This is a genomic window from Lignipirellula cremea (genome assembly GCF_056501455.1).
This window is the reverse complement of record NZ_CM151415.1, coordinates 3,793,315-3,813,849: the sequence shown is the minus strand read 5'-3', so window position 1 is coordinate 3,813,849 and position 20,535 is coordinate 3,793,315. Positions and strand designations below refer to the sequence as shown.

The 20,535-nt window shown below is 65.7% G+C and carries 15 protein-coding genes; 6 read left to right on the top strand and 9 right to left on the bottom strand.

Translation table 11 applies throughout. From position 1 onward, the window contains the following. Positions 1–125: 125 nt before the first annotated feature. Positions 126–1,808 (bottom strand): dihydroxy-acid dehydratase, encoded by a 1,683-nt coding sequence (ilvD, locus tag SH602x_RS15095; RefSeq protein WP_479473092.1) that lies wholly within the window; start codon positions 1,806–1,808, stop codon positions 126–128. 282 nt (positions 1,809–2,090) lie between these two features. Between ilvD and SH602x_RS15090 the strand changes: the two genes are divergently transcribed. Beyond that, positions 2,091–2,720, top strand: coding sequence for a DUF7691 family protein (locus SH602x_RS15090; protein ID WP_479473091.1), 630 nt, complete (start codon positions 2,091–2,093; stop codon positions 2,718–2,720). 45 nt (positions 2,721–2,765) lie between these two features. Here SH602x_RS15090 and SH602x_RS15085 read toward each other — a convergent pair whose 3' ends face one another. Beyond that, positions 2,766–4,121 carry an AI-2E family transporter gene (locus SH602x_RS15085; protein ID WP_479473090.1) on the bottom strand — a complete coding sequence of 452 codons (1,356 nt, stop codon included), beginning with the start codon at positions 4,119–4,121 and terminating at the stop codon, positions 2,766–2,768. Between the two features lie 404 nt (positions 4,122–4,525). Between SH602x_RS15085 and SH602x_RS15080 the strand changes: the two genes are divergently transcribed. Further along, positions 4,526–6,064 (top strand): DEAD/DEAH box helicase, encoded by a 1,539-nt coding sequence (locus tag SH602x_RS15080; RefSeq protein WP_479473089.1) that lies wholly within the window; start codon positions 4,526–4,528, stop codon positions 6,062–6,064. A gap of 154 nt (positions 6,065–6,218) precedes the next feature. Here the strand turns inward: SH602x_RS15080 and SH602x_RS15075 are convergent, their stop codons facing one another. The 5 genes from SH602x_RS15075 to SH602x_RS15055 all read right to left on the bottom strand — a co-directional run bounded on the left by SH602x_RS15075 (position 6,219) and on the right by SH602x_RS15055 (position 11,525). After that, positions 6,219–7,145, bottom strand: a complete 927-nt coding sequence (locus tag SH602x_RS15075; RefSeq protein WP_479473088.1) for a class I SAM-dependent methyltransferase — start codon at positions 7,143–7,145, stop codon at positions 6,219–6,221. A 37-nt stretch (positions 7,146–7,182) separates the two neighbouring features. Next, positions 7,183–8,091, bottom strand: coding sequence for a class I SAM-dependent methyltransferase (locus SH602x_RS15070; RefSeq protein ID WP_479473087.1), 909 nt, complete (start codon positions 8,089–8,091; stop codon positions 7,183–7,185). A gap of 311 nt (positions 8,092–8,402) precedes the next feature. Continuing rightward, complete coding sequence (locus SH602x_RS15065; protein WP_479473086.1) at positions 8,403–8,702, bottom strand: Rho termination factor N-terminal domain-containing protein; 300 nt, start codon at positions 8,700–8,702, stop codon at positions 8,403–8,405. Between the two features lie 195 nt (positions 8,703–8,897). Continuing rightward, a complete protein-coding gene (locus SH602x_RS15060; protein WP_479473085.1) occupies positions 8,898–10,511 on the bottom strand; it encodes a hypothetical protein in 1,614 nt (537 codons plus the stop codon). Positions 10,512–10,712: 201 nt separating this feature from the next. Then, positions 10,713–11,525, bottom strand: coding sequence for a class I SAM-dependent methyltransferase (locus SH602x_RS15055; RefSeq protein ID WP_479473084.1), 813 nt, complete (start codon positions 11,523–11,525; stop codon positions 10,713–10,715). A gap of 77 nt (positions 11,526–11,602) precedes the next feature. On the opposite strand from SH602x_RS15055, the gene SH602x_RS15050 reads away from it, so the two are divergent. The 4 genes from SH602x_RS15050 to SH602x_RS15035 all read left to right on the top strand — a co-directional run bounded on the left by SH602x_RS15050 (position 11,603) and on the right by SH602x_RS15035 (position 17,211). Then, entirely contained in the window at positions 11,603–12,541 is a 939-nt protein-coding gene (locus SH602x_RS15050; RefSeq protein ID WP_479473083.1) for a phytanoyl-CoA dioxygenase family protein, read from the top strand. After that, positions 12,538–13,989 (top strand): ABC transporter substrate-binding protein, encoded by a 1,452-nt coding sequence (locus SH602x_RS15045; protein WP_479473082.1) that lies wholly within the window; start codon positions 12,538–12,540, stop codon positions 13,987–13,989. The genes SH602x_RS15050 and SH602x_RS15045 overlap by 4 nt, the downstream gene beginning before the upstream one ends. A 21-nt stretch (positions 13,990–14,010) precedes the next feature. Next, positions 14,011–15,135 (top strand): hypothetical protein, encoded by a 1,125-nt coding sequence (locus SH602x_RS15040; protein WP_479473081.1) that lies wholly within the window; start codon positions 14,011–14,013, stop codon positions 15,133–15,135. Positions 15,136–15,399: 264 nt separating this feature from the next. Beyond that, the gene (locus SH602x_RS15035) at positions 15,400–17,211 is read left to right on the top strand and encodes a 30S ribosomal protein S1 (protein WP_479473080.1); all 1,812 of its coding nucleotides are present in this window, start codon (positions 15,400–15,402) and stop codon (positions 17,209–17,211) included. A 138-nt stretch (positions 17,212–17,349) separates the two neighbouring features. Here SH602x_RS15035 and SH602x_RS15030 read toward each other — a convergent pair whose 3' ends face one another. Continuing rightward, positions 17,350–18,615 carry a DUF1501 domain-containing protein gene (locus SH602x_RS15030; RefSeq protein ID WP_479473079.1) on the bottom strand — a complete coding sequence of 422 codons (1,266 nt, stop codon included), beginning with the start codon at positions 18,613–18,615 and terminating at the stop codon, positions 17,350–17,352. Positions 18,616–18,650: 35 nt separating this feature from the next. Further along, a complete protein-coding gene (locus tag SH602x_RS15025; RefSeq protein WP_479473078.1) occupies positions 18,651–20,315 on the bottom strand; it encodes a DUF1549 domain-containing protein in 1,665 nt (554 codons plus the stop codon). Positions 20,316–20,535: the final 220 nt, after the last annotated feature.

Here is a 20,535-nt window from a genome sequence, read left to right as displayed (position 1 = left end):
TACTTATCCGGCGTACCATGCCCACGTCGCGACGCAGCGTGGGCATGCTCGGTTCGGCCGGCCCGTAACATGCCCACCGTTCCCGCGGAGCTGTGGGAATGCACACGAACGAACCGAGTCTCCTGTCACTCGTCCGTGACGCAGCCTTCGGACGCGCTCTTCACGTTCTTGATGTACTTGTAGAGCGTGCCGCGGGTCGCCTTGTAGGCGGGCGCTTTCCAAGCGCCCTTGCGGCGCTGGAACTCGTCGGCGGAAACGTCCGCGTCGATGGCCAGCTTCTGCGCGTCGATCGTGATCTTGTCGCCCGTCTGAACGAGCGCGATCGGACCGCCCTCCTGGGCCTCCGGCGCGATGTGGCCGACGATGAAGCCGTGCGAACCGCCCGAGAAGCGCCCGTCCGTGAGCAGCGCGACGTCGGCGCCCAGGCCCGCGCCCATGATCGCCGAGGTGGGCGTAAGCATCTCCGGCATGCCGGGTCCGCCCTTGGGACCTTCGTAGCGGATGATCACGACATCCCCCTTGAGGATCTTGCCGTCCTCCAACGCGTGGAGCATATCCTCTTCGCTGTCGAAGACGTTGGCGCGACCGGTGAAGACCAGGCCCTCCTTGCCGGTGATCTTCGCGACGGCGCCCTCGGGGGCGAGATTGCCGCGCAGGATCGTGATGTGACCGGTCGGCTTGATCGGGTTCTCGATCCCGTGGAAGACCTTCTGCCCCTTGGCGAAGCCGGGTAGCTCGGCCAGGTTCTCGGCGATCGTCTTGCCCGTGACGGTCATGCAGGAACCGTCGAGCATCCCCTTTTCGAGCAGGTACTTCATCACCGCGGGCGTGCCGCCGACGGCGTGGAGGTCTTCCTGCACGAACTTGCCGCTCGGCTTGAGATCGGCGAGGAACGGCACGCGATCGCTGACCGACTGGAAGTCGTCGATCGTGACCGAGACGTCGACCGCGCGGGCCATCGCGATCAGGTGCAGCACGGCGTTCGTCGAACCGCCCAGCGCCATGACGGTGACCATCGCGTTCTCGAACGCAGCGCGGGTCATGATGTCCCGCGGCTTGAGGTCCACTTCCAGCAGCTTCAGGATCTGGGCGCCCGCTTCGCGGCACTCCTTGATCTTGTCGAGATCTTCCGCCGGAATCGAGGAGCTATAGGGCAGCGACATGCCGAGCGCTTCGATCGCGCTGGCCATGGTGTTCGCGGTATACATCCCGCCGCAGGCGCCGGCGCCGGGACAGGAGTGCCGCACGATCGCCTGGCGGGTCGTTTCGTCGATCGTCCCGGCCAAAGCCTGACCGTAGCACTGGAAGGCGGAGACGATGTCGAGCTTGTCGTCGCCCGCTCGCTTGCCGGCGCGGATCGTCCCGCCGTAGACCATGATCGCGGGGCGATTCAGGCGCCCCATCGCCATCAGGCAGCCGGGCATGTTCTTGTCGCAGCCTGGAAGCGCGACGAGGGCATCGTACCACTGCCCTCCCATGACGGTTTCGATCGAGTCGGCGATCAGGTCGCGGGACTGCAGGGAGAAACTCATCCCCTCGGTGCCCATCGAGATGCCGTCGCTGACGCCGACGGTGTTGAACCGCATCCCGACCATGCCGGCGCCGACGACGCCCTCCTTGACGTACTCGGCCAGCTTGTTGAGGTGCATGTTGCAGGTGTTGCCCTCGTACCAGACGCTGGCGATGCCGACCTGCGGCTTCTGCATATCCTCTTCGGTCATGCCCGTGCCGTAGAGCATCGCCTGCGACGCCCCCTGGCTCTTGGGCTGCGTGATCCGACGGCTGTACTTGTTCAGAATGGAGGTCATGTGGCGGAGAGCGTGCTGACGCTGAAGGGGGCGACGGGGAGAGGCGACGGCGGTCGTCACGGGAGCGGTTCGCTCGACCGGACGGCCTGAATCGCCCCGCGGTTCGCGCCCCCTGCGGGAGGGCCGGGGGAAAGGGAGCGATTTTAGCCGGACGCTCCAATCGCCGGAAGTTGGCGGGCCGGGAGAGCCGGACCTTGTCGATGCGATGTCGATGCGAGCGACGCGATCCGCTATCCTGCGAGCCGCTGGAGTCGGATCGCGAGCGGCGGCGGAGTCATTCGGGTGAGCACGTCACTGCACGTTTATTGCGTCCCGCTCGAAGCGCTGAAGCGGGTTCCCGGCTCGGGCGATGCGGCGTTGCTGCAGCGGATCGCGGACGGATCTTCGCGCGCGATGGCGGAAATCGACGCGGCCTCGCATCAGTGCGTCGAGGACGAGGTTTATCCTTACTTCCTGCCGGCGGCGGACGCGGTGCGGCAGATCGTCGAGGGCGCTCCGCTCGACCGGGAGGTCGGGCAGGTCTATGTCCACGCTTACGAACTGATCTGCGGCGCCCTGGCGTTCGAGCGCTGCGGAAACTGGTCGCCGATCGCCGAATCCGAGGCTTACTTCGCGAAGCTCGACGCCGCGCTTACCTCGCATCACGCGACCGCGACCCTCGATCGGCTGACCTGCGGCGGCCCCGTCTTTCCCGTACCGATCGTCGACTGCTTTCCTTCGCCCGGCTGGTGGCCGCCCGGCACGATCGCCCAGTCGCACCACGCGCTCGAAACGCGGTTCGGCCTCGTTCGACGCTGGTTCGCCGGAGAGACCGACCCCGAAGTCGCCGAAGCTCTCGCAGATATCCGCGGGTGGTTAGCGACCGCCGTGCGGCATCCCGGCAGCTGTCTCGTTGGAGTTCATCACTTCTGAGGTCGACCGAACGCTCGTCCGCCCCCGACGAATCGCCGAGCGCACCTAACCCGAAATCTCCGGCGCGTCCTCGTCGCCGAGGGCGTCTTTCACGTAAAGCTGGTTCACGACGACCATGCCGACGGCGAGCAGCGGCGAAGCGACCATCAGGCCGAGGAAGCCGAAGATCAGGCCCATGAACGCCTGAAACGCGATCAGCAGCGCGGGCGGCAGCGAGACCTGCCGCTTCTGGATCAGCGGCGTGAGGACGTAGCTCTCGACAAGCTGCATCGCGCAGTAGAGGCCGATCACCCACGCGACGGTCGAAAGTCCCTGCGGCAGCGCCAGCAGCGACGCGAGCGTCACCGCGATCAGGCCGCCGATGTTCGGGATGAACGCCAGCAGCCCGGTAATCAGGCCCATCATGAAGGGGAGCGGGACGCCCAGGATCCACAGAATGGCCCCGGTCGCGGACCCGGTGATCGCCATCGTCGCCATTCGCCCCAGCGCCCAACTCCAGAGCGTCGACTCCAGCCGATCGAGTAAGTCACCGAATCGCGGGCGACGCGACTTCGGAAACAGGCGAATCAGGCCGAATCGGTAGAGCTTGGGATCGGTCGCGAGGAAGACCGTCACCGCGAGCACGATCAACAGGTTCAACCCGATCCCGAACGCGGTCGAGAACGTCTGCATCACCGCGGCCGTCACTCTGCCTACGCTCGGCATCCACTCGGGAGAGGACGCCTGCTCGTCGTCGCCTCTGTCGGACCCGTCCCCCTCGGCTCGGCCGCCGGTCGCTGCGGCGGCAGGCTCTTCGTCGGCGGAAGCGCCTTCACGTGGCTGTCCGCCGGTTTCTTCGACCGGGTCGCTCTGATTCCTGCCGTTCTCGTCCTCGCCCCCGTCGCTGCCCTCTTCGCCGACCGGATTGCCGGAATCGTCCGCTGAAGGCGACGTCGCCGAGGTCCCTCCCAGGGAGGGCGGAAGGACCGCCTGGCCCTGTTCGAGCGTCGGCCCGACGAGCGGAAGCGACGTCGCGATGGAGCGAAGCAGGGGCCGCTTTCGGAGCAGTTCGTCCGCCTTCGCTGCGGCTTCGTCGAATTGCTTCGACGCCTGGACGACTTGCTCCCGGATCTGCATCCCGAAGAAGATGCCGCCTCCGACGAACGCCGCCAGCAGAATCGTCAGAACCAGGCCGAGCGCCCAGCCGCGCGAGAGCGGGGTGACCGAGGCGACCCAGAAGCTAATCCGGTTCAGCACGATCGCGAACAGGATCGAAGTGAAGAGCAGAAAGAAAAGCTGGGTCGCGTAAACGAACGACGTAACCCCCAGCGCGACTGCCAGGAGAATCGCCGTCGCGATGCCGACCGCCCAGAGCGTTCGATTCAAATAAGCCGGGGTAAGCGGTTCGTCAGCGGGCGACATCGAGCCTCAGGGTCGGGCGGAAGGGAAACCATTCTCCGCAGGCAGGGTAGGCGCGAAGCTGGCCAGAGGTACCCGACGACGCCTAAACACATGGCGAATCGGCTTACGCTCCGCGATCTTGCAGATTCGGAAGCGGCGCTATCCGAAAACGTCAGGCTGGACGAACTTGTCCGCTGCGGTTAAGATTTCGCCGTTGATCCTCCTGGCCGTCTGAGCCTGCGGATTATCGCCAGGTCCAATGGCTTTTTCGGAGGACGCGAGGTCGCGTCCCGCTAATTCGGTCCTGGAACTCTCGGTCGCCACGTAACTTGCGACGCATCGGCAGCCTCTAAGGCCCAGCCGGTCCGAAGCCTGGGGCCGCGACCTCTAGGACCAGAATTTTGACGACGTTCGCTTCGCTCGGCTTGGCCGAGCCTCTCCTTCGTGCCGTTACCGCCGAAGGTTACGAAACGCCCACGCCGATTCAGGCGCAGGCCATTCTGCCGCTCGTGCAAGGCGCCGACCTGCTGGGCTGTGCCCAGACGGGTACGGGCAAGACCGCCGCGTTCGCGCTGCCGGTGCTCCATCGCCTGATCGAGGGGGGCGTTCCCCCGCGCCATGGGAAGCGGTTCATTCGGGCGCTGATTCTTGCGCCGACGCGCGAGCTGGCGATCCAGATCCGCGACAGTTTCACGACCTACGGCGGCGGCGTTCACCTGCGCAGCGCGGTCGTGATGGGCGGCGTCGGACAGGGCAATCAGGTTCGCGCCCTGCAACAGGGCGTCGATATCCTCGTCGCCACGCCGGGACGTCTGGCCGACCTGAAGAATCAGGGCCTGGTCGACTTCAGTCGGGTCGAAATCTTCGTCGTCGACGAGGCCGACCGCATGCTGGACATGGGCTTCCTGCCCGAGGTGCAGCGGATCGCGAGCTGGCTGCCCGAGCAGCGCCAGACGGCGATGTTCTCGGCCACGATGCCGGGCCCGATCGAGAAGCTGGCCAACACGCTGCTGCACAAGCCGGTCCGGATTCGGATCGAGCCGCAGAAGCATCGCGAGCCGCTGGTCGAAACGTCGGTCGTGCATGTCCATCAGCAGGAAAAGCCCGATCTGATCGTTTCGATGATCCAGAACGAGGCGGTCTCCCGCGCGGTCGTCTTCACCCGCACCAAGCACGGCGCCGATCGCGTCGCCAAGCAACTCGTCAAAGCCGGCATCCCGGCCGAGGCGATGCACGGTAACAAGAGCCAGAACGCCCGGCAGCGGACGCTCGACGCGTTCCGTTCGAACCGGCCTCCGGTTCTGGTCGCGACCGACCTGGCCGCCCGCGGGCTGGACGTCGAAGACGTTTCGCACGTCTTCAATTACGACCTGCCGACGGAACCGGAAACGTACGTCCATCGCATCGGACGCACGGGCCGGGCCGGAGCGACGGGCAAGGCGATCGCCTTCTGCGCTCCCGACGAGCGTAAGGCGCTGATGGACATCGAGCGCTTCCTGGGCAAGCGGGTCCTCGTGCAGCAGGTCGAAGGCTTCGAGGCCCCGGCCGTGCAGGTTCGCCAGGCCGAGGTTCGTCCGAAGAACTTCCAGGGCGTCCGTCGGAAGAGCGGCTTCACCGGCGGTCGTCGCGAAATGCAGGCGGCGACGATGAACGGCGGCTCCTCCGCGGGTCAGTCGGGCGAAGGTCGCGCTCCGCGTGCCTTCAGCGAACCGACGACTCCCAACGGCAAGCGTGCCTTCGGCAAGAAGCCCGCGGCCAAGCCGCGTCCCGTCGCGGCGACCTCCGGCGCTCCTGCCGCTGCGGGGGACGGCGTCTACGGCAGTTCGCGTCCCCGGGCCAGGAAGGCCGCCAAGCGCTCCGGCGCGAGCAGCGGCGGCCCGAAGCCTCAGGGCGGATACGGCGGCGGCGCGTCTTCCAACAGCGGACGCCCTCGCAGCAATCGTCCCCGTCCGTCGGGCGCGTGATCAAGTCTGCAACAGGCGAGCGGAGGGTATAAGCCCTCCGTGTTCGCGCCACCTAACAGTGCGTCATGCCCACGTCGCGTCAGCAACGTGGGCATGTTCGTTTAGGTACTGCTCGTTCGATAGTGAGCGACCACTGAGGTTCGCGATCGCACGATCAGTTGGCGACTTCCGCGACGCGGTGGGCGGTAGCCTTCTGTTCGCCTGACTTCTCGCCGCCGCCCCGCTTGCGGAAGATGACCTTGGCGTAGTGGGCGTCGTAGTCGTGGTCGCCGTGCTTGGCGCGAAGGATCTCCTTTACGGCCTTGGGCGCCTTCACTTCCTGCCGCGTGAATTCGACGATCTCGACGTCGAAGGAGCGGATGATGTCCATCACCTCGCCCAGGTAGAGTCGCGCCAGGCCATGCTCGTCGGTGCGGAAGTAAATCACGTCCACGATCAGGTCGGCCAGCTTCTCGTACCCGGCGCCGAGCTTCCTGCAGAGCAGCTTGCGCATCTCGTCGGGCGTCAGCAGGAGATGCCCCCAGTCGGGGACGAAGTCGCCGCCGTCCTCGAAGGGCGACTGTGGCAGCTTGAGATGCTTTTCCCAGTCGCGCACCAGGATGGCGAAGATGTGGTGCCCCGCGTAGCAGCCCCACTGGCAGCACCACTCGACGTAGCCGTAGCCGCCCGGCTTGAGCACGCGGACATGCTCGGCCATGACGGCCCGCGTGTCCTTGAGGTGCTCCATCACCGAAAGCGAGTAAGCGAAGTCGAACGTGTCGTCCGGAAACGGAAGCTCGACCTCGCCGCTGTTGACGAAGGCGGTTTTGGCGTCGCCCGGGACGTTCTCCATCCCGCCGACGTTGCAGCCGGTGACGTGCTTGACGAACTGCGACAGGATGCGATCCTGCGTCGGATTGCACCCGATGTCGAGGGCTTCCACGCGCTCGCGATCGCCGGCCTTGGGATAGAGCTCCTCCAGCACCTTGATCGTGCCGGCGAGCTGAACCCGCTGGAACTCGTAGAGATCCGCGGCGTCGATCTGGTCCATCCAGACCGGACGGGGCGGCGCGACGTTCTTCGGTTGACGGCGAAACAGCATCGGGAAGCGTTCGTGCGAGAGGTCTGTCAGGCGAGCGTCACGACGTCGCGACCATGCGGTCGGCGGCCTTCCGCGCGGCGGCGACGTCGCTGGCCGGTTTGCGGAACGTGACGGTGGTGTGATACGTCTCGAAGTCGTGTTCGCCGTGGATCGTTTCGAGCGCGAGCTTGAGCGGCTTCGGCGCCGGCATCGATTCGTTCTTGACCTCGACGATCTCGACGTCGAACGAACGGATGATCTCCATCACGTCGTCCAGGAAGAGCCGCGACAGGCCGTACTGATCGACCCGGTCGTAGATCGAGAAAACGATGTAATCGACCAGCTTCTCGGTCCCGGGGCCGAGCCGCTTCTGGACGTGCGCCCGCATTTCGTCGGGCGTCAGGAGCAGATGGCCCCAGTCGGGAACGAATTCGCCGCCGTCCTTGAACGCGGTCTGCGGCATCTCGAAAACGGTCTCCCAGTAGCGGACCATCGCTTCGAAGATATGGTGGCCGCTGGGGCTTCCCCAACTGCAGGCCCAGTCGATGAAGCCGTAGCCGCCAGGCTTCACGACGCGGACATGCTCCGCGATCATCGCCCGGGTGTCGGCGAGATGCTCCATGATGTTGAGCGAGAAGGCGAAGTCGACCGACCCCTCCACCAGCGGCAGTTCCCGCTCGGCGCTGTTGAGGAAGCTGGTGCGCTCGTCCGAGGCCTCGGTCTCCATGCCGCCGAGGTTGGTGCCGGTGACGTGGCCGACGTACTTCGACAGCAGGCGATCCTGCAGCGGGTTGCACCCGATGTCGAGGACGCGGACCTTCGCCCGCTGGACGGGATCGGGAAAGAGCCGCTCGATCTCTTCGAGAGTGACCTTGAGCTGGGTCTTCTGATAATTCTCGAGCGGGGCCGATTCGATCTCGTCGAGCCACACCGGTCGGCGAGGCCGGAGACGCCAGGGGAAGATCATCGGCACGCGCTCCGCGGATTCGAAACCGTCTCGCCCCTTCCGTACCGTCCGGATTCTCCGTCCGGGCCCTTCGAATCGGGGCCCTGCGAATCAGGGCCCCTCGAATCAGGGCGGGGCAAGCGTCGCTTTCAAGGTAGTCCGCTCCGCGGCGCCTCGGAAGCGCAGGCGGCGCTCTCTTCCCGATCGGCAGGCCTCCTCGACAGCGCGTTCGACACGACCAGCACGACCGGCAGGAAGCGACTGAGAATTTACGACCGGGCGGACGTGCCTCGGAGGGCTATCACCTTCCGCTTGCTCGGGAATCAGCGAACTCACCGCTTGCCGCGGATCGCCTCGGCCAGTTCGCCCTTGCTCATCTTGCTGCGGCCGGCGATGTCGAGCGATTTGGCCCGGTTGTAGAGTTCCTGCTTCGATCGCTCCTCGAGCGGACGGTTCGGATTGCCGGTCCCCTGCGTCGTCTTGTTCGGCTTGCGGCCCTCTTCGCGGCGATGCTTGTTGACCGTGCGCCCGGCGATCTCCTCAGCGCGGTCGTTCGAGGCGCCGCGGTCCCTCGAACTTTCCTTGACGTGTTCGTACATCCGTTCATCTTTTTTCGACCAGGCAGCCGGCATGACGTTCTCCTTTCGACGATACGAGCCAGAAGAGGACGAACCCTTCGCCTGAATCGTCGTGCAAAGGGAGCGCCGATGTCTCGAACGGGATCGCGAAAAGCCCGTGTGAAGCAATGCGCAAGCAAAAGCCCGAGACGCACGGCGTCTCGGGCTCTTCGGTGGGTTGATGGATAGCGACTGAGCGAACGGATCCGCTTATTCGTCGTCGGTCAGGTCGTCCAGATCGGCCTGCTGGTAGTAGTACGCCGCGTAGGCGTTCGCCGCGGCTTCGTCGGAGTAAACCGCGGACCCGCCCGTCGCCAGGTAGATGTCGTAGTAGGCGAAGTAAAAGTTGTAGTAGCTGTACGCGGTCCCGGCCGCGCGGTACTCGATGTACTGACCGACGGTCGCCGCATCGTCGATGCCGTCCGCAATCAGCGCGGTGCAGAGCGCCTGGTACTGGCGGGCGTACTCGGCGTAGACGTACGAGTAATAAACCGGACCGACCGGGCCGTACGTCTGATTGAGCGCGTCGGCGTAGATGAACGCCAGTTCGACGTATGCGGCGATCTCCCCGCTCCAGGGACGCGTGTAGAAGTAACGCTCGTCGATGACCGAGGGATAGGCGTCGATCTGGGCATGCACGAACGAGACCTTCGTCGATCCTTTGACGCTGGCCTTCGCGACGATCGTCTTTCCGTCTGCCGATATGCAGGGAACGTCGACGAAGTGCAGCTTCGGCAGCGCGCCGTTCTCGAAGACCTTGTTGAGCGCCCGATCGACGGACGTGAGCTTGCCCTGCTCCATCCCCTGCACGCGGAGGAAGCCTTCGAGCCTCCCCTTTCGGTTTTGAGCTTCTCCGCCGATGACTTGCCCGTCGTCGCTCGCGGAGCTGACGAACGAGCTGCGGACATTGGTCAGGCCGCCGAGGTTCAGGACGGACAGGCTCGGAAGTCGCGAGCGGAACGCCTGGCGAGGCGTCAAGCCCCGGACGCTGACCTCTCCGAAGATGAACGCCCCATCGGAGCTGACCAGATCGGCGCTGCCCGGGAAGTCGCCGACGTTGTAGATGCGGGTGACGCGAGTCGAGGGCGTCGCGATGAACGGCACGAAGACGCCGTCGGCGTTCTGCGCGCTGCCGACGATGACGGAAGCGTCGTCCGTCGCGTCCTCGACGTTGAGATTCCTGCCCTCGAACGCTCCCAGGTCGATCATGCCGCGTGCTTCGGTCCAGACGAACAGATGCCATGCTCCGCCGACAACTTGGGAGCGACCGATCACGGTCTGTCCGTCGGCGGAGACCAGCAGCGCTTCCGACGCGACTCCGCCGAGCGTTCCGAGATCGGTCAGGTTCTGCAGCTTCGCCTGCGAGAACGTCGCGCGAAACGCGTGCAGCGCGCCGTCGACCGTCTCCGCGGTTCCGACGATCGCGGTCCCGGCTGCGGAGACGTCGTTCGCGACCGCGTAGGAGCCGCCCAGCCCCCCGATATCCAGACAACCCGTCGGCTTCTTCCAGACGAAAGCCGAGGTCTGGCCGTTCTTCACGAACGAACCGACGACGGTCAGGCCGTCTGCACTGACGGCGGCGGCATGGCTCGACGTGCCGCGCGTGCCGACGACGGTGAGGCCTTCCTGGACGGACCAGCGATACGCCCGGACCGACTGCGGATATTCCACGTCGCCGACCACGACATCCGCGGACGAGACGCAGTCGACGACGCTGACGACGTCGCCAGGCAGTCGACGGAACGTGTCGGCCCGCGACGAAGCGCCGACGGCGAGCGTCGCGGCAGTCAGGATTGCGAGCGAAGCGAAGCGGGGGGGAAACATGTGCGGCGACTCCCGGATGTGGTCGGCGGCGACGACGCTCGTCGATCGCCTCCACCTATTACAGGCTTTGCGGCGGGAAATGAGAACGGGCTGTGCGGTTTGTGACGAAAAATCGGCCCGCCGCTTCTCCCCCGTGCGGACGGTTAGATCGCGGCGCCGCCGGGGCCGAACCGATCGCTCGCGATCCGCGGGCACGGGAGCTCATTCCGGCAGCCACAGCGTCCGGACACTCGGTTTCGCCGCGACGTCCGAGCGGCGGCGGGCCTTGATCCGGACGTAAGGCGCGGCGTAGCGACAACGATGGCCGAACTCCCCCGGCGCTGCGTCCGGGCGGGCGTGAAGGGGCTCGATCAGATCCTCGATCCAGAAGCCCGCCCGACAGAGCCCGCCGATCAGGTCCTCCCAGCGGTGCAGGAACTCCCGCGTCCCCTCCTCCCGCAGGCGACTTCCCACGACGTTCGGCAGCGGATCGGTCGTGTAGTACGGCGTCTCCAGCCGATAGGCGCCGCCGTCGGGACGCTGGCTCGTCTGGAGACTCGTCGGCTGCTTGTGCTGGCTGACGTAGACGCCGTCAGGACGCGTGACGCGGGCGACTTCCGCATACGTCGCCGCGATGCCCGGCAGGTAGCACGTGCTGACCGGATGAATCACGACGTCGAACGAGGCGCTGTCGAGCGCCGACAGGTCGTCCATTGACGCTTCGACGGCACGAACGGGAAGTCCGCGTTCCGCCGCGACCTCGCGATCGAGCACCAGCATCGCGGGGCTGAGATCGACCACCGTGACGTTCGCCCCGGCTTGTGCGTAGAGCGCGGAGTGCTTGCCCCCTCCCGCCGCCAGGCAGAGCACGTCCTTCCCCGCGAGCGATCCGCCCAGCCAGCCGATCCCGTCGATCGTCGCCAGCGGATCGTGCAGGTCCTCATCCTTGACCGGACGGGTGAATCGATCCTTTTTCGACACCAGCGCGTCCCACGCGCGGCGGTTCTGCTTCAGGGCCTCGTCGCGGTCGCTCATGCGCTCTGGATCGAAATCAGTAGAATGTCCCGTTCAGTCGCTCACGATACGGAACGCTCTGACGCAGGCGTCGCGATATGGCCCAGGATCTGTCGAAGATTCACGAACTGGTGACGGACCTCTTTCCCCCGCCCTCCGCGGACGACTGGGATCGTTACCGACTGTCGGACGAGCAGGTCAGCTTCTTTCACGAGCAGGGCTATCTTAGCGGCGTCCGCATCCTGGACGAAACGCAGGCGGATGCGCTCTGCGAGGAACTGACCGCATTTTTCGATCCCGCTCACCACGGCGCCGACCTCTGGTACGAGTACAACTCGAACGAGTCGGCCGATCCCTCGCGGGTGCTCTTTCACGCCCTCGGCGCCTGGCGCATCGGCAAGGCGTTCCACGACCTGCTCTGGCATCGGGCGCTGACGATTCCGGCGAGCCAGCTTCTGGGCGGACCCGTACGATTCTGGCATGACCAGCTCTTCTGCAAGCCGGCGCATCATGGCGGCGTCGTCGCCTGGCACCAGGACTATTCGTACTGGACCCGCACCAAACCGATGTCCCACCTGACCTGCTGGATCGGGCTCGATCCGGCGACGCGGGAGAACGGCTGCCTGCAGTACGTTCCGAAGAGTCACACGTGGGACCTGCTGCCGATCACGGGACTCGCCGGGAACATGGAAGCGATTAAGGAAGTCCTGAGCGACGAGCAATGGGCCGCGTTCAGGCAGCCCGTCGCGATCGAGCTTCCCCGCGGCTGCTGCTCGTTCCATCATCCGCTGCTCATTCACGGCAGCTACGAAAACAGCACTGACATTCCGCGACGGGCGACGGTGGTGAACATGTTCGCCGACGGCGTGCGGTCGGACTCCGACGAGAAGCTGCTCGACCCCGACATCGTCGTGCCCAAGGGAACCAAAATGGAGGGGCGCTTCTTCCCGCTGCTCACCGAAAGTCCCCCTCTCGGCGGCTCGTCGAAGCGTGACGCGTCGAACAGCGACTCCCTGACCGACGGAGCGCGCGCGTGAACCGTCGATCCTGGCAGTTCGGTTTCTTCGGCAGCGCCGTCGCTTGCGTCGCGCTCTTCGTCGGCTGTTTCGGAACGAGCGAGGCGCCTCCGCCCGTCGATGGCGACGCGGCGAACGCTTCGACCGGCGAGCCGCTGCTGATCACCGTCGTCGGCAGTCAGGAAACCGCGGACGTCCTGAAACGCGAATGGTCCGCCCGATCCGATTCGGAAGTGACCGTGCGCGCGGTCGAACCGGCGCGGGCGGCGAACGAGGCGAGGCTGAACTCCGATCTCGTGCTCTTCCCGACCGGTCTGCTGGGCGAACTCGCGGAGGCCGACGCACTCCTCCCGCTGGACGAAGAACTGTCGGAGCGGGATGCCTTCGACCAGACCGATCTGCTGCCGCTCGCCCGCCAATACGAGGGGAACTGGGCCGGCGAAACGCTGGCGCTGCCGCTGGGAAGCGCGATGCCGGCGATGGTTTATCGCTCAGACGTCTTCGAGACGCTAAAGCTCGCTCCGCCGAAAACCTGGGTGGAGTACGCTTCCGCCGCGAAGAAGATCCGCCAAGCCGCCGCGGCGGGAACGCTGCCGGCCGGGGTCGATGACGCCGTTCTGGAACCGACCGAAACGCTGGACGCGGCGCGACAGTTCCTCGTGCGGGCCGCCGCCTACGTCCGCGTGCAGGGGCGCTACTCCGGACTGTTCGAATTCACTTCCATGAAGCCGGAACTGACGTCGCCTGCGTTCGTAAAAGCTCTTGAAGAGTATCGCGACGCGCTCAGCGAGCAGACGTCGGCAGGCGAGCCGGTCGATTACGCCTCGGCATCTCGGCGACTGCTGAGCGGCGAAACGGCGCTCGGCGTAACCTTCCTGCTCGAAGCGTCCGTTTTGGAGACGGAAGAGGAGCTCGAACGAGCGGCGCTGGTCGCCGTCGCTCCCGTTCCGGGTTCCGTCGAGTTCTGGCAGCCCCGGGGCGAGTCCTGGGAACGTCGCGCGGCGGCGGAAAGCGTCCCGGTCTGGGGCGATTTCGGATTGATGATCGGCATCGGACGCTCCGTTGCCGATCGGAATCGGGCGCTGCGGGCGCTCGATTCGATCGTCGGCGCCGAGATCGGCACGCCGGTCTCTATCTCCGCAAGGGGAACCGCGCCGTTCCGCAAGTCGCAGTTGGGATCGAACGCCTCCTGGACGCGACTGCCCGAGACGCTTCCCGCGAACGCCCAGTACTCCCAGGCGATTGAGGAACTCCAGGGGTCGCCGGAGCACCTGCTGCTCCCCCGCTTTCCCGGACGGGAGCGCTATCTGAAGACGCTGGGCGAAGAGGTTCGCCTGGCGCTGACAGGCGAGAAAGCGCCGGACGCCGCCCTCGCCGACGCTGCCGCGGCCTGGGAAAAGATTACGGACGAGATCGGACGGGAGTCGCAGATTCAGGCTTATCGCGCGAGCCTCGGTCTCAAGAACTGACGTGCCAGGGACGGACCAGCGATGAGCGGCGAGGGGACGGAGACCTACGTCATCGGCACCGACGAAGCGGGCTACGGCCCGAACCTCGGTCCGCTGACGATCGCGGCGACGGTGTGGCGGGTCGAAGGACCGCTGAAGCCGCGAACCAAGGAGGATCCCTTCCGCCGCTTCGCACGCAGGGCAGCCGAGGCAGCGGATGACCGACCGCTGATCGACGATTCGAAGGCGGTTTACGGTCGCGGCGGTCTCTGCGCTTTGGAGCGTGCGACGCTGGCCATGCTGGCGCCGGTCGCGGATCCGCGGTCCGGTCTTGCGGGGAAAGCGCCCTCGGCTGATGAAGCGTTCGTACAGGTCGGCCTCGGGGGACTGTCGTCCCCCGCTCAGAAAGGAAACTCGTGCGAGGCGTCCGTCGCCGTGGCGGAAGCGCCGGGGCTTTCGCTCCGCCAGTTCTGGCGGTCGGTCGTTCGCCGGGGGGACGTCGACGCGTGGGACGAACTCTTCTGGCTGCGGGAGTTCGCCGATTCGCTGCCGGTAGCGCCCAGGGAAGAGGCGGACGAAGGGTCGAACGTCGCTACCGTTCCCAGGAAGCGCCGGCGGAAGCCTGTCGCGCCGACCGTCTCGTTTCAGTTCGCCCGGGCGACGGCGCTGTTTCCCGAATCGTTCAACGGCGGCGTCGCCCAGGCGGGGAACAAGGCGTCCCTCCTCACGCAGGCGACGCTGGCGCTCGTCGCGGAGATCGTCGCGGAATTGCCGTCCGGCGCCTGCGTCTTCTGGTCGGCGGACCGTCACGGGGGCCGAAAGTGGTACCGCGATCCGCTGCAGGAGGCGTTCCCCGATTCGCTCGTCATGACGGTCGACGAATCGCCGACGCTGAGCCGCTACCGCTGGTTTCGCGACGGGGCCCCGGTCGAGTGCGAATTCCGCGTGGAGGGCGATTCCTACGTTCCGACGGCGCTCGCGTCGATGTCGGCGAAGTACCTCCGCGAACTCTGCATGGCCGCCTGGAACGCGCACTGGCTGGCGCGACGACCCGAGTTGCGACCGACCGCCGGCTATCCGGGCGACGCGCGTCGGTTCTTCGAAGCGATCCGCGACCTGCTGCTCGACGCCGGCGTCTGCGAGCGGAGCGTCTGGCGGGGGTGTTAAGGCCCTCCCTCAGCGGGAGTTGCCGACGCGATCCCCTTGCCGTGTATCGGAAAAAACGATACTGTCATTAGCTTCGCGCGCATTCCGATCGAGACGGGATCGGACGTTCGCGCATAGGCAACTTTAACGTTTTGTTTCGCTGGCACGGCAGCGTCTCGCGAGACTGACGACCGCCCGCAGACAGGGCGCGAGTCATCTCGTTCGACCGCGCGGCGAATCCGGGGGGCGCTTCCCGGTCCTCTCAAGCGCAACCATCAGGTTTTCATGGTCAATCGCAATCTTCTACGCAGCCTCGAAGACGACGACGTTCTTTCGCAGTTCGAAGGGTTCTTCCCCGAGACTGACGACCTCATCGACGACGGAAACTGGTATCCGATCGAAGAGGCCGACTACGACGTCAACAAGATCGTTACGGGCAAGGTCCTTCGAGTCGACGACGAATTCGTCCTGATCGACGTCGGCTTCAAGAGCGAAGGCTCGATCCCGCTCAACGAGTGGGACGACGAACCGGTCAAGCCGGTTCCGGGCGACATCCTGCAGGTCCTGATCGAGGATCTGGAAGACGAGACCGGCATCGAAGATCCCCAGGGGATGATCCGCCTGAGCTACAAGCGGGCGCTCAAGATCATCGAGTGGGAACGGATGCTGGAGTCCGTCCGCGAAGGGATGGTCGTCACCGGCCTGGTCACCAAGAAGATCAAGGGCGGTCTGCTGGTCGACATCGGCGTGTCGGTCTTCCTCCCCGCCAGCCAGGTCGACATCCGCCGTCCGGGCGACATCGGCGACTACATCAATCGCATCGTGCAGTGCGAGGTGCTGAAGATCGACGAAGGCCGACGCAACATCGTCGTCAGCCGTCGTTCGCTGATCGAGAAGCAGCGCGAAGAAGATCGCGTTTCGCTCCTCCAGATCCTCGAAGAGGGTCAGATCCGCAAGGGCGTCGTGAAGAACATCGCCGACTTCGGCGCGTTCGTCGACCTCGGCGGCATCGACGGCCTGCTGCACATCACGGACATGACGCACGACCGGATCCGGCACCCGTCGGAAATGGTCAACATCGATCAGGAGATCGAGGTCATGGTCCTGCACATCGACCGCGAGAAGCAGAAGATCGCGCTCGGGTTGAAGCAGATGCTGCCTAACCCGTGGGACAAGATCGACACCAAGTACAAGGTGAACGACACGGTCAAGGGCACGGTGGTCAACATCATGTCCTACGGCGCCTTCGTGAAGCTCGAAAAGGGCATCGAAGGCCTCGTTCACATCTCCGAGATGTCCTGGATCCGCCGGATCAATCATCCGAGCGAACTGGTCGAAATCGGCGACGAAGTCGACGTGATGATCCTGAACATCGACAAGGAGGGCCAGCAGCTCTCCCTGGGCATGAAGCAGACCCAGAAGAACCCCTGGGACAAGGTCATCGACCGCTTCCCGGTCGGCCTGACCGTCACGGGCAAGGTTCGCAACCTGACCAACTACGGCGCGTTCGTCGAGCTCGACGAAGGGGTCGACGGCCTGCTCCACGTCAGCGACATGTCGTGGATCCGCAAGGTCAGCCACCCCAGCGAAGCGCTGGAGAAGGGTCAGGAGGTCACCTGCAAGATCCTGGCCGTCGATCAGGAACGTCGCCGCATTGCGCTGGGCCTGAAGCAGCTCGAGGACGATCCCTGGACCACGGACATCCCGGCCCGGTATCGCCCGGGTCAGGTCGTGCAGGGCAAGGTGACCAAGATCACCACGTTCGGCGTCTTCGTCGGTCTCGACGAAGGCCTCGAGGGCCTGCTCCACATCTCGGAGCTTTCCGACGACAAGATCGAAGACCCGAACCAGCTGGTGAAGGTCGGCGACGACATCGAAGTGAAGATCCTCCGCGTCGACACCGAAGAGCGGAAGATCGGCCTGTCGCGTCGTCGTCTCGAATGGTCGGAAGAGGACGAGAAGAAGGCCCAGGCCGAAGAAGAGGTCAAGGCCTCGCAGAAGGTCGAGCTCAAGGGCGGCCTCGGCGGCGGCGGACCCCTCTTCAGCGCCTCGTTCAGCGCGAACAAGGACGAGGAAGACGCTCCCAAGTCCGAGTGAGTCTCTGAACGCGGTTCCTGAGAAATCGAAAGCCCTCGCGAACGCCTGTTCGCGAGGGCTTTTTCGTTGCGCGCCGGGCGGCGGAACGTCGCCGCGGCGTCTGACTTGCTTGCGGGAACGGCAATACCGCCGTTCCGCTCAGTTGAGCGCTTCGGCGACGACGCTCCCCCCTTCGACGGTCCAGATGGGACGTCCAGCGGCGACGTGTTCGAGGTCGGGGTCGACGCCGAGCGCCGTCATGGCCGTGCGCAGGAGGTCGGGCACGGTGATCGGGCGCTCGTCGACTTCCGAGCCGCGATCGTCGGTCGAGCCGATGACCTGCCCCGCTTTGACGCCGCAGCCGGACAGGGCCGCGCTGTAGGCACGCGGAAAGTGGTCGCGTCCGTCGCGGGCGTTGATCGTCGGCGTACGCCCGAACTCGCCCATCCAGAGCACGAGAGTCGAGTCGAGCATCCCGCGACGGTCGAGATCCGTCAGAAGCGCCGCGTAGGCGCGGTCCATCGGCCCGCAGAGCGAAGCGCACTGCTCGAAATTGTCGGCGTGCGTATCCCAGCCGCGAAGACTGACCTGCACGAACGAAACGCCTGCCTCCAGCAGCCGCCTGGCCACGAGACATCCGACGCCGAACTCGCTCGAGCCGTACGCCTCGCGGATCGACTCCGGCTCGTTCGACGCGTCGAAAGCCTCCATCCCGGGGCTGAGGATCATGCGAGCCGCGGATTCGTAAATCTTGCGATGCTCCGCCGCGACTTCGCCCCCGCCGTTCGCCTCGAATTCTCCGTCGAGTCGGGAGAGCAGGCCCAGGCGACGTTCGAAACGGTCCTTGCGCGTCGGAATCGTCGCGTTCTCGGGAGGCCGCGACGCGGACGCGACGGAGAACGGGGCATAGTCGACGCCCAGGTAGCCGCCGCCGGCGCTTCCGCCCGTTCGGCCTCCTCCGCCGATCGAGACGAAACTCGGAAGTTCGGCCTCCAGGTCGCCGATCTGCATGGCGACGTGCGATCCGAGCGCGGGATGCTTCAGCGCCGCCGTGGGGAGGTAGCCTGTCTGCGAAAAGTAGGTCGCCCGCGGATGGCTCCCTTCCTTGGCCGTCATCGAGCGCACGACGCAGAGCTTTTCCGCCTGTTTCGAGAGTTCGGGAAGGTTCCGCGATATGCGGATCCCTGGAACGGAAGTCTCGATCGCCTCGGTCGGTCCTCCCGTGCGCGTGCCGGGCTTGGGATCGAAGGTTTCGAACTGGCTGGGGCCGCCGTCCATCCAGAGCAGGATGCACGCCTTGCCCGAGCGCTTGATCTCTTCGGCACGCAGCGCGAGTTCGCCCGTCCACCCAAGCGCGGAGGCGACTCCGACGCTCGACAGGCGCAGGAAGTCGCGGCGGCGGAGCGCGGTATCGAAGGCGTTCATGATTCGTTTCCCTGTCCGCTCGGTCGAGCCGGTCGTCACTTCTTCTGAGCGAATTCCGCGGTGTTGAGCAGAGCCCAGAGCAGATCCTCGTAAGCTTCGTCGCGACTGCGAACGCTCGCGACGTACTCGGCGACGAGCGCCTGTTCGTCGTCGGTCGGCAGGCGGTTGAGCGCCCGCAGGTAGAGCTCGCTCGTCAGGCGCTCGTCGTCCGGCGTCGCGCGGATCAGGGCGCTCGTTCCCTGGCGGCGATAGGCTGAGACGGCCATGTTCACGATCGGGGAGTTCATCAGCGCGAGCGCTTGCGGAATCGTCGTCTGCACCTCGTCTCGCGCCACGCTCGGATCGTAGCCGAAGGCGGCGTTCACGAAGGCACGCGGCGATCGGGCGAAACGCTGCATCATCGGCATCTCGGACCCCATGCCCGGGCCTCGCCCGCGTGCGAACTCGTCAGGCAGCGCGAGCGCCTGCAGGATCGAATCGTAGAGTTGATCGCCGCGGAGGGGCTGGATCGCGGTCGACGCATAGGGCTCGACGTCGCCGGACGCGAGAGGCCGGGACTCGCGTCGATACGTCTCCGTCAGCAGGATCGTCTCGAAGAGTCGCCGCACGTCGTAGTCCGACTCGACGAAATCCCGGGCGAGCAGATCGAGCGTCTCCGGCGCTGCGCAGGCGCGTTCCGGCCCGAGGTCGTCGACGGAATCGTAAAAGCCCCAGCCGACCAGTTCCGTCCAGGTGCGGTTCACGAAAGCCTTCGCGAACCATTCGTTGTTCGGCGACGCGACCCACGCGGCGAGCGCCGCGCGGCGGTCGTCGTCTTTCGTGCCGGCCTTCACCGAGTCGCCCGACACGAAGAACTTCGGAGTCATCGTCGTGCCCGGGTCCTCCGGTCGATCGAGGTCGGGCATCTTATGCTCAGCCGTGCCCCGGAAGCGGTTGTCCCCGCTCATTCGCGCGCCGAAGAAAACGTCGTCGCCGGAGACGGTGAAGCTGGGCGTTTCGCCGCGAAGGTTCGGGCGCGCCGACACGCGCGGAAAGAACGCGGCAAGTTCGTGAAACTGTTCCCGCTTCCACGAATCGGTGGGATGATCGTGGCACTGCGCGCACTGGATCTGTATGCCGAGGAAGAGTCGCGAAACCTCGGCGGCGGTCTCTTCCGGCCGGCCCTGCTGCGCGAAAATCAGCGCCGTGCGTCCGTCGTCGTAGACGTCCCCTTCGGCGACGATGAAGGCGGTCGCCGTCTCGCTCCAGGGACGATTCTCGGCGAACTGCTTCGTCAGAAACTCTTCGAGGGGCCGCGAAGCGAGTAGCGCGCGATCCTCCGTGCGGCGGTAGAGAATCGCGTCGCGCCAGTACCGGGCCCAGTTCGTCGCGAAGGCGTCGCTGGCGAGCAAGTCCTGGACATGCCCCGCCAGGTCGTCTTCGCGCAGGCGTTTCAAGTCGGCGGAGATTTCTTCTCGCGTCGGCGGAACGCCGACCGTGTCGAGGCGCAGCCGGCGGATCAGCGTCGCGTCGCCCGCGAAGGGGGCGAGAGCCTCTTCGGAGAGACCGAGTTCGTCAGCCAGCGTCCGATCGACGCGACGGGAGAGTTCAGCGGGCGATTGGGCAAGCAGCGAAGCTCCGCTCGCTCCCGCTCCAGCGACGCCGGCGGCGATCGCGAACGAACGAAAAACTGGAGCCAGAATCGCGAGCAGGCGTCCCATCGCTCCCCCTCGTCGCCGCCGAATGAGAATTCCGTCCTCTCTAGATAACCTTTCCCGATCGAAAAGGTGTCGAAGGAGACCGAAGAATTCTTCGTGAAGGCGAACCGGCGGTCCGCGGTCGGGCGCCTGTTCGAGCCGTCAGCGCATAAAAAAAGCTCCGGCGCGTCCGCGGATCCCAGGGGGGCTGGAGATTCGGTTTCGGCGCCAGGAGCGATTGGAT

Excerpts from the sequence above, each read along its gene's own strand:
- SH602x_RS15050 (WP_479473083.1), top strand. The coding sequence starts at position 11,603 with ATGGCCCAGGATCTGTCGAAGATTCACGAACTGGTGACGGACCTCTTT.
- SH602x_RS15065 (WP_479473086.1), bottom strand. The coding sequence starts at position 8,702 with ATGCCGGCTGCCTGGTCGAAAAAAGATGAACGGATGTACGAACACGTC.
- SH602x_RS15025 (WP_479473078.1), bottom strand. The coding sequence starts at position 20,315 with ATGGGACGCCTGCTCGCGATTCTGGCTCCAGTTTTTCGTTCGTTCGCG.
- SH602x_RS15035 (WP_479473080.1), top strand. The coding sequence starts at position 15,400 with ATGGTCAATCGCAATCTTCTACGCAGCCTCGAAGACGACGACGTTCTT.
- SH602x_RS15060 (WP_479473085.1), bottom strand. The coding sequence starts at position 10,511 with ATGTTTCCCCCCCGCTTCGCTTCGCTCGCAATCCTGACTGCCGCGACG.
- SH602x_RS15070 (WP_479473087.1), bottom strand. The coding sequence starts at position 8,091 with ATGATCTTCCCCTGGCGTCTCCGGCCTCGCCGACCGGTGTGGCTCGAC.
- SH602x_RS15055 (WP_479473084.1), bottom strand. The coding sequence starts at position 11,525 with ATGAGCGACCGCGACGAGGCCCTGAAGCAGAACCGCCGCGCGTGGGAC.
- ilvD (WP_479473092.1), bottom strand. The coding sequence starts at position 1,808 with ATGACCTCCATTCTGAACAAGTACAGCCGTCGGATCACGCAGCCCAAG.
- SH602x_RS15030 (WP_479473079.1), bottom strand. The coding sequence starts at position 18,615 with ATGAACGCCTTCGATACCGCGCTCCGCCGCCGCGACTTCCTGCGCCTG.
- SH602x_RS15040 (WP_479473081.1), top strand. The coding sequence starts at position 14,011 with ATGAGCGGCGAGGGGACGGAGACCTACGTCATCGGCACCGACGAAGCG.
- SH602x_RS15075 (WP_479473088.1), bottom strand. The coding sequence starts at position 7,145 with ATGCTGTTTCGCCGTCAACCGAAGAACGTCGCGCCGCCCCGTCCGGTC.
- SH602x_RS15085 (WP_479473090.1), bottom strand. The coding sequence starts at position 4,121 with ATGTCGCCCGCTGACGAACCGCTTACCCCGGCTTATTTGAATCGAACG.